This is a genomic window from Bradyrhizobium sp. (genome assembly GCF_049691595.1).
Classification (GTDB): Bacteria; Pseudomonadota; Alphaproteobacteria; order Rhizobiales; family Xanthobacteraceae; genus Bradyrhizobium.
The window spans coordinates 1-7077 of sequence record NZ_JBAVNZ010000319.1; the positions used below are offsets into that span (position 1 = coordinate 1).

The following is a 7077-nucleotide window of genomic DNA, read 5'->3' on the forward strand; positions in this document are numbered from 1 at the left end:
CGCCTGGTCCGTCGCGGCCCCGGCGGCGTGGCACGTCCCGCAGCGGCCCCCAAGACCACCGCCAAGCCGGCGCCGCAGAAGCAGCGCGGCCGCCTGACGCTCGTCACCGCGCTCAATGCCGACGAAGTGCGCGAACGCTCGATCGCCTCGTTCCGCCGCCGCACCCAGCGCCTCAAGGGTCATGCGTCGAACGAACCGAAGGAAAAACTGATTCGTGAGGTGGTGATTCCGGAAGCCATCAACATCCAGGAGCTTGCCAACCGGATGTCCGAGCGCGCCGTCGACGTGATCCGGCTTTTGATGAAGCAGGGCGCGATGCACAAGATCACCGATGTGATCGATGCCGATACCGCGCAGCTGATCGCCGAGGAAATGGGCCACAGCGTCAAGCGCGTGGCCGCATCCGACGTCGAGGAAGGGTTGTTCGACGCCGTCGATGACTCCAGCGACACCGAACCGCGCTCGCCGGTCGTGACCGTGATGGGCCATGTCGACCACGGCAAGACCTCGCTGCTCGACGCGCTTCGCCACGCCAATGTGGTCTCGGGCGAAGCCGGCGGCATCACCCAGCATATCGGTGCCTATCAGGTGACTTCGCCGGAAAGCGGCAAGAAGATCACCTTCATCGACACCCCCGGCCACGCCGCCTTCACCGCGATGCGTGCGCGCGGCGCCAAGGTGACCGACATCGTGGTGCTGGTGGTCGCCGCCGACGACGGCGTCATGCCGCAGACGATCGAGGCGATCAATCATGCCAAGGCGGCGAAAGTGCCGATGATCGTGGCGATCAACAAGATCGACAAGCCCGACGCCCGGCCGGAACGCGTGCGCACCGAATTGCTGCAGCATGAGGTTCAGGTCGAATCGCTCGGCGGCGAAGTCGTCGATGTCGAGGTCTCCGCCAAGAACAAGACCAATCTCGACAAGCTGCTGGAGATGATCGCGCTGCAGGCCGAACTGCTCGACCTCAAGACCAACGCGGCGCGTCCCGCCGAAGGCACCGTGATCGAAGCCAAGCTCGATCGCGGCCGCGGCCCGGTCGCAACCGTGCTGGTGCAGCGCGGAACGCTGCGCGTCGGCGACATCATCGTGGCCGGCGCCGAAATGGGCCGCGTCCGCGCCCTGATTTCGGATCAGGGCGAGACCATCGACGAGGCCGGCCCCTCGGTGCCGGTCGAGGTGCTCGGCTTCAACGGTCCGCCGGAAGCCGGCGACCGCCTCGCGGTGGTCGAGAACGAGGCCCGCGCCCGCCAGGTCACGAGCTACCGCGCCCACCAGAAGCGCGAGAATGCCGCCGCCAGCATTTCCGGCATGCGCGGTTCGCTCGAACAGATGATGTCGCAGCTCAAAACCTCGGGCCGCAAGGAATTCCCGCTGATCGTCAAGGCCGACGTGCAGGGTTCGCTCGAAGCCATTTTGGGTTCGCTGGAAAAGCTCGGCACCGACGAAGTCGCGGCCCGCATCCTGCATGCCGGTGTCGGCGGCATCTCGGAATCCGACGTCACGCTGGCGGAAGGTTTCAACGCCGCCATCATCGGCTTTTCCGTCCGCGCCAACAAGGAGGCCGCCGCCGCCGCCAAGCGCAACGGCATCGAAATCCGCTACTACAACATCATCTACGATCTTGTGGACGACATCAAAAAGGCGATGTCCGGCCTGCTCGCGCCGACGCTGCGCGAAACCATGCTCGGCAACGCCCAGATCCTGGAGGTGTTCAACATTTCCAAGGTCGGAAAGGTCGCGGGCTGCCGGGTTACCGACGGTACCGTGGAACGCGGCGCCAATGTCCGCCTCATTCGCGACAACGTCGTCGTGCACGAGGGCAAGCTCTCGACGCTGAAGCGCTTCAAGGACGAAGTGAAGGAAGTGCAGTCCGGCCAGGAATGCGGCATGGCGTTCGAGAATTACGGCGACATGCGTGTCGGCGACATTATCGAGTGTTATCGCGTGGAGACGATCCAGCGCTCTCTGTAAGTCCAAACCTTACGAAGTGCAGATCATATATTGAAAATGCGGCGGCATGGCCGGTCCAGTTCCGAGCCATCGACGTCTTGCCTGATTTACAAAGAAGGACGTGGATGCCCGCGACAAGCGCGGGCATGACGGTTTTGAGAGACGATGATGCCCCGTGATCACCTGAAAGGAAGTTCCGCCTCCGGCGGCTCGCAGCGTCAGTTGCGGGTCGGCGAGATCGTCCGCCATGCGGTCGCCGATATTCTGTCGCACGGTCACGTGCACGATCCGGACCTTGAAGGCCACATCATCACCGTAGCCGAGGTGCGAATGTCGCCGGACCTCAAGCTCGCAACCATCTACGTGATGCCGCTCGGCGGACGCGACACCGAAACCGTGCTCGCGGCGCTCGATCGCAACAGGAAATTCCTGCGCGGCGAGATCGCGCACCGCGTTAACCTGAAATTCGCACCTGACATCCGCTTCCGCGCCGACGCGCGATTCGACGAAGCGGAACGAATAGAGAAATTACTGCGAACACCTGCGGTGCAAAGAGACCTTGCACCCGATTCGGACGATAAGTGATGATCGCAAACAGCATGATCGATTCGCAAAATGCTGAATCGCTTGACGCCGACGCGAATATTTTTTCCGAGCAGCCGCGCGGCGACGCCCGCACCAACAACGATCCGCGTCAAAAGCAGCCCCGCCGCGACAAACGCGACGTCCATGGCTGGGTCGTGCTCGACAAGCCGATCGGCATGACGTCGACACACGCAGTCGCGATTCTGAAGCGGCTGTTCCAGGCGAGACGCGCGGGCCATGCCGGCACGCTCGATCCGCTGGCGTCAGGCGCCTTGCCGATCGCGCTGGGCGAGGCCACCAAGACCGTCCCGTTCGTGATGGACGGCCGCAAGCGCTATCGCTTCACGGTGTGCTGGGGCGAGGAACGCGACACCGACGACACCGAGGGGCGGGTGACCCGAACCAGCGATCTCAGGCCTTCGGCCGATTCGATCCGGAACCTGCTGCCGCGCTTTACCGGCCTGATCGAGCAGGTCCCGCCGCAATATTCGGCGATCAAGGTTCAGGGCGAGCGCGCCTACGATCTGGCGCGCGATGGCGAGACCGTCGATCTGAAGCCGCGACCGGTCGAGATTCACGAATTAACCCTTGTGGAACATACGGATAGTGGCCAGTCCGTGCTCGAAGCCGAGTGCGGCAAGGGAACCTATGTCCGGGCGCTGGCGCGGGATATCGGCCGGATTTTGGGCTGTTTCGGCCATATCTGCGCGCTGCGGCGGACCCTGGTCGGCCCGTTCGGCGAATCCGACATGATTCTGCTGGAACAGTTGGAGGCTTTATGCAATAGAGCCGCGTCTGGCGAGGGCAGCCTCGCCGACGCGCTTTTGCCCGTTGAGACCGCGCTGGACGACATCCCGGCACTGGCCGTCACACGGGCTGATGCGGCAAGGCTCCACCGGGGCCAGGCCGTTTTGTTGCGCGGACGGGATGCGCCCAATAGTAGCGGCACAGTCTATGTCACGGTGGCAGGCCGGCTTCTGGCCCTCGCCGAAATTGGCAATGGCGAGCTTATCCCCAAGCGCGTGTTCAACCTGACCGGGCTGACTGCCAGTTCGGCTCGCAAAAATGAAAGTGTTTGACGATGTCGATTACCGCCGAACGCAAAGCGGAAGTCATCAAGACGAATGCCAACAAGGCCGGCGACACCGGCTCCCCCGAGGTCCAGGTCGCGATCCTGTCGGAACGCATCAACAACCTCACCGGACATTTCAAGTCCCACGTGAAGGATAATCATTCACGCCGCGGTCTTTTGAAAATGGTCGCAACACGCCGTTCGCTGCTCGACTACATCAAGAGGAAGGACGAGGCGCGTTACAAGGCGCTGCTCGAAAAGCACAACATTCGTCGCTGATTTTGACTGTAGGCGCGCTTGTTGCGCGCGCTTTCGCGTGATCTTCCGAAAACCGGACTTTCGAATTTTCGAAAGACGATCATGCGCAAGAGTATGACCCGGAAAAGCGGATAGCGGTTTTCCGGAAAGATCATGCTCAAACATAGAACGCCCAGCAGCAATCCGGCCGCTGGACGGGGCAAGATGCCCATGACTGCTCGAAAGGATGGACGCCATCCGAAACATAAAGACCATGGCAGGATCGCCGGATGCTGATCACCTGTTGCGATCAGCATCTCGCGATCTTGCGCATGGTCTTCGTGTTTCAGGCGCCCGTTGTTTCGTGAACCCATGAAAGAAGATCACTATGTTCAATACGCATTCAGTCGAGATCGACTGGGGTGGACGTCCCCTCAGGCTTGAAACCGGAAAGATCGCGCGTCAGGCCGACGGCGCCGTGATGGCGACCTATGGCGAGACCATCGTGCTGGCCACCGTCGTCGCCGCGAAGACGCCGCGCGAGGGCGTCGACTTCCTGCCGCTGACTGTCGACTATCAGGAAAAGACCTACGCCGCGGGCCGCATTCCCGGCGGCTATTTCAAGCGCGAAGGCCGCCCGACCGAGAAGGAAACGCTGGTTTCCCGCCTGATCGATCGCCCGATCCGTCCGTTGTTTGTCGATGGCTGGCGCAACGAGACCCAGGTCATCATCACCACGCTGTCGCATGACATGGAGAACGATCCCGATATTCTGGCGATGGTGGCCGCGTCCGCGGCGCTGACCATTTCCGGTGCGCCCTTCAAAGGCCCGATCGGCGCCGCCCGCGTCGGCTTCGTCAATGACGAATATGTGCTCAACCCGACGCTCGACGAAATGGTCGAGACCCAGCTCGATCTCGTCGTCGCCGGCACCGCCGATGCGGTGCTGATGGTGGAATCGGAAGCCAAGGAACTCAACGAAGACATCATGCTCGGCGCCGTGATGTTCGGCCACCGGCACTTCCAGCCGGTCATCAAGGCGATCATCGAACTCGCCGAGAAGGCCGCAAAGGAGCCGCGCGACGTCAAGATCGTCGACGAGAGCGCGCTCGAGAAGGAAATACTCGGCCTGGTCGAACAGGATCTGCGCGCGGCTTACGCCATCCCGGTCAAGCAGGATCGCTACGCGGCGGTCGGCAAGGCCAGGGAAAAGGTGATGGCGCACTATTTCCCGGAAGGTCAGGAGCCGAAATACGACAAGCTGCGCATCGCCGGCGTGTTCAAGGAACTGGAAGCCAAGATCGTTCGCTGGAACATTCTCGACACCGGCAAACGCATCGACGGCCGCGATTCCAAGACCGTCCGCAACATCGTCGCCGAAGTCGGCGTGCTGCCGCGTGCCCACGGCTCGGCGCTGTTCACCCGCGGCGAGACCCAGGCGATGGTGGTGACCACGCTCGGCACCGGCGAGGACGAGCAGTATATCGACGCGCTGTCGGGAACCTATAAGGAGACGTTCCTGCTGCACTACAACTTCCCTCCCTACTCGGTCGGCGAAACCGGACGCCTCGGCGGCACCAAGCGCCGCGAGATTGGCCACGGCAAGCTCGCCTGGCGCGCGATCCGCCCGGTGCTGCCGCCGCATCACGAATTCCCCTACACGGTGCGCGTGGTCTCCGAGATCACGGAGTCGAACGGATCGTCGTCGATGGCGTCGGTGTGCGGCGCCTCGCTGGCGCTGATGGACGCCGGCGTGCCGCTGAAGCGGCCGACCGCGGGCATCGCCATGGGCCTGATCCTGGAAGGCTCGCGCTTCGCGGTGCTGTCGGACATTCTCGGCGACGAGGATCATCTCGGCGACATGGACTTCAAGGTCGCCGGCACCGATCACGGCATCACCTCGCTGCAGATGGACATCAAGATCGAGGGCATCACCGAAGAGATCATGCGGGTCGCGCTCGGCCAGGCCAGGGAAGGACGCATCCACATCCTCGGCGAGATGTCGAAGGCGCTCACCGCTGCGCGCGCCGAGCTCGGCGAATACGCGCCGCGCATCGAGACCTTCAAGATCGCCACCGACAAGATCCGCGAAGTGATCGGCACCGGCGGCAAGGTGATCCGCGAAATCGTCGAGAAGACCGGCGCCAAGGTCAACATCGACGACGACGGCACCGTGAAGGTCGCCTCCGCCGACGGCGAATCGATCAAGGCCGCGATCAAGTGGATCAAGTCGATCGCCTCCGATCCGGAGATCGGCCAGATCTACGAAGGCACCGTGGTCAAGGTGATGGAGTTCGGCGCCTTCGTGAACTTCTTCGGCGCCAAGGACGGCCTCGTCCATATCAGCCAGCTCGCTTCCAACCGCGTCCAGAAGACCTCCGACGTCGTCAAGGAAGGCGACAAGGTCAAGGTCAAGCTGCTCGGCTTCGACGACCGCGGCAAGACGCGTTTGTCGATGAAGGCGGTCGACCAGGTGACCGGCGAGGACCTCGAGGCGAGGCAGAAGACCGAAGCCCCGCCGCCGCGCGAAGCCGCCGGCGAGTAAGGTGGCAAGATAGCAAGAACAACGAGGGGCGGCTTTTGAGCCGCCCTTTTGTTTGCAGACAGTGCGCCGGTATCCACGACTGTCATCATCCGCGAAAGCAGATGATCCGGTATTCCAAAGACAGCAGCGATCAATCGAGAAGTCGCGGCGTACTGGATGCCCCCGCCGGAGCCTCTCATCGGGCTCGCCGAAGGCGAGACCCGGTGGCTGGGCAGTGACGGTTGTTAGCCATCAACGCGGCTCGTTGCTCGCTTCCATCGCGGTTGGAACACCTATGCTCTCCTTCACCACCTCGCCGAGCGCGGCAAAATCCGCCTTGCGCGGCGAGGTGCGGCGGAATGCGAGGCCGATCGAGCGGCCGGGCTCGGGATTCTTCAGGCGCAGGAATTTCACCCGGTCGTCGCGCCGTTCGACGTCGGCGGCGATCTGCGGGATCAGTGTGGAGCCATAGCCATTGGCGACCATCTGCATCACGGTGGTGAGGCTGGAGGCCCCGAAGGCGGTCCCCGCCGCGCCGCCCTTGCGCCCCTGCGCGGTCGCACAAAACGCCAGCGCCTGATCGCGCAGGCAGTGGCCGTCTTCGAGCAGGATTAATCGGCTCTGGTCGATGTCCTCGGCGGCCACCCGCGCCGTTGCCGCGCGCGGATCGTCGGCGGACACCGCGAGCAGAAACAGGTCCTCGAAC

The 7077-nt window shown here is 63.1% G+C and carries 6 protein-coding genes; 5 read left to right on the forward strand and 1 reads right to left on the reverse strand.

Annotation, left to right across the window (positions count from 1 at the left end):
• The 5 genes from infB to pnp form a co-directional block, all read left to right on the forward strand.
• On the forward strand, positions 1 to 1974 hold a 1974-nt coding region (infB, locus tag WCE35_RS14045), incomplete at its 5' end, for a translation initiation factor IF-2 (protein ID WP_424593946.1).
• A 147-nt stretch (positions 1975 to 2121) separates the two neighbouring features.
• Positions 2122 to 2538: a 30S ribosome-binding factor RbfA gene (gene rbfA / locus WCE35_RS14050; RefSeq protein WP_424593947.1), complete on the forward strand. Its 417-nt coding sequence runs from the start codon at positions 2122 to 2124 to the stop codon at positions 2536 to 2538.
• Complete coding sequence (gene truB, locus WCE35_RS14055) at positions 2538 to 3617, forward strand: tRNA pseudouridine(55) synthase TruB (protein WP_424593948.1); 1080 nt, start codon at positions 2538 to 2540, stop codon at positions 3615 to 3617. The genes rbfA and truB overlap by 1 nt, the downstream gene beginning before the upstream one ends.
• Positions 3618 to 3619: 2 nt before the next feature.
• Entirely contained in the window at positions 3620 to 3889 is a 270-nt protein-coding gene (gene rpsO, locus WCE35_RS14060; RefSeq protein WP_074272228.1) for a 30S ribosomal protein S15, read from the forward strand.
• A gap of 346 nt (positions 3890 to 4235) precedes the next feature.
• Positions 4236 to 6392 carry a polyribonucleotide nucleotidyltransferase gene (gene pnp / locus WCE35_RS14065; RefSeq protein ID WP_424593949.1) on the forward strand — a complete coding sequence of 719 codons (2157 nt, stop codon included), beginning with the start codon at positions 4236 to 4238 and terminating at the stop codon, positions 6390 to 6392.
• 231 nt (positions 6393 to 6623) lie between these two features.
• Here the strand turns inward: pnp and WCE35_RS14070 are convergent.
• Positions 6624 to 7077 (reverse strand): LysR substrate-binding domain-containing protein (locus tag WCE35_RS14070; protein ID WP_424593950.1); only part of this gene is annotated, 454 nt, incomplete at its 5' end.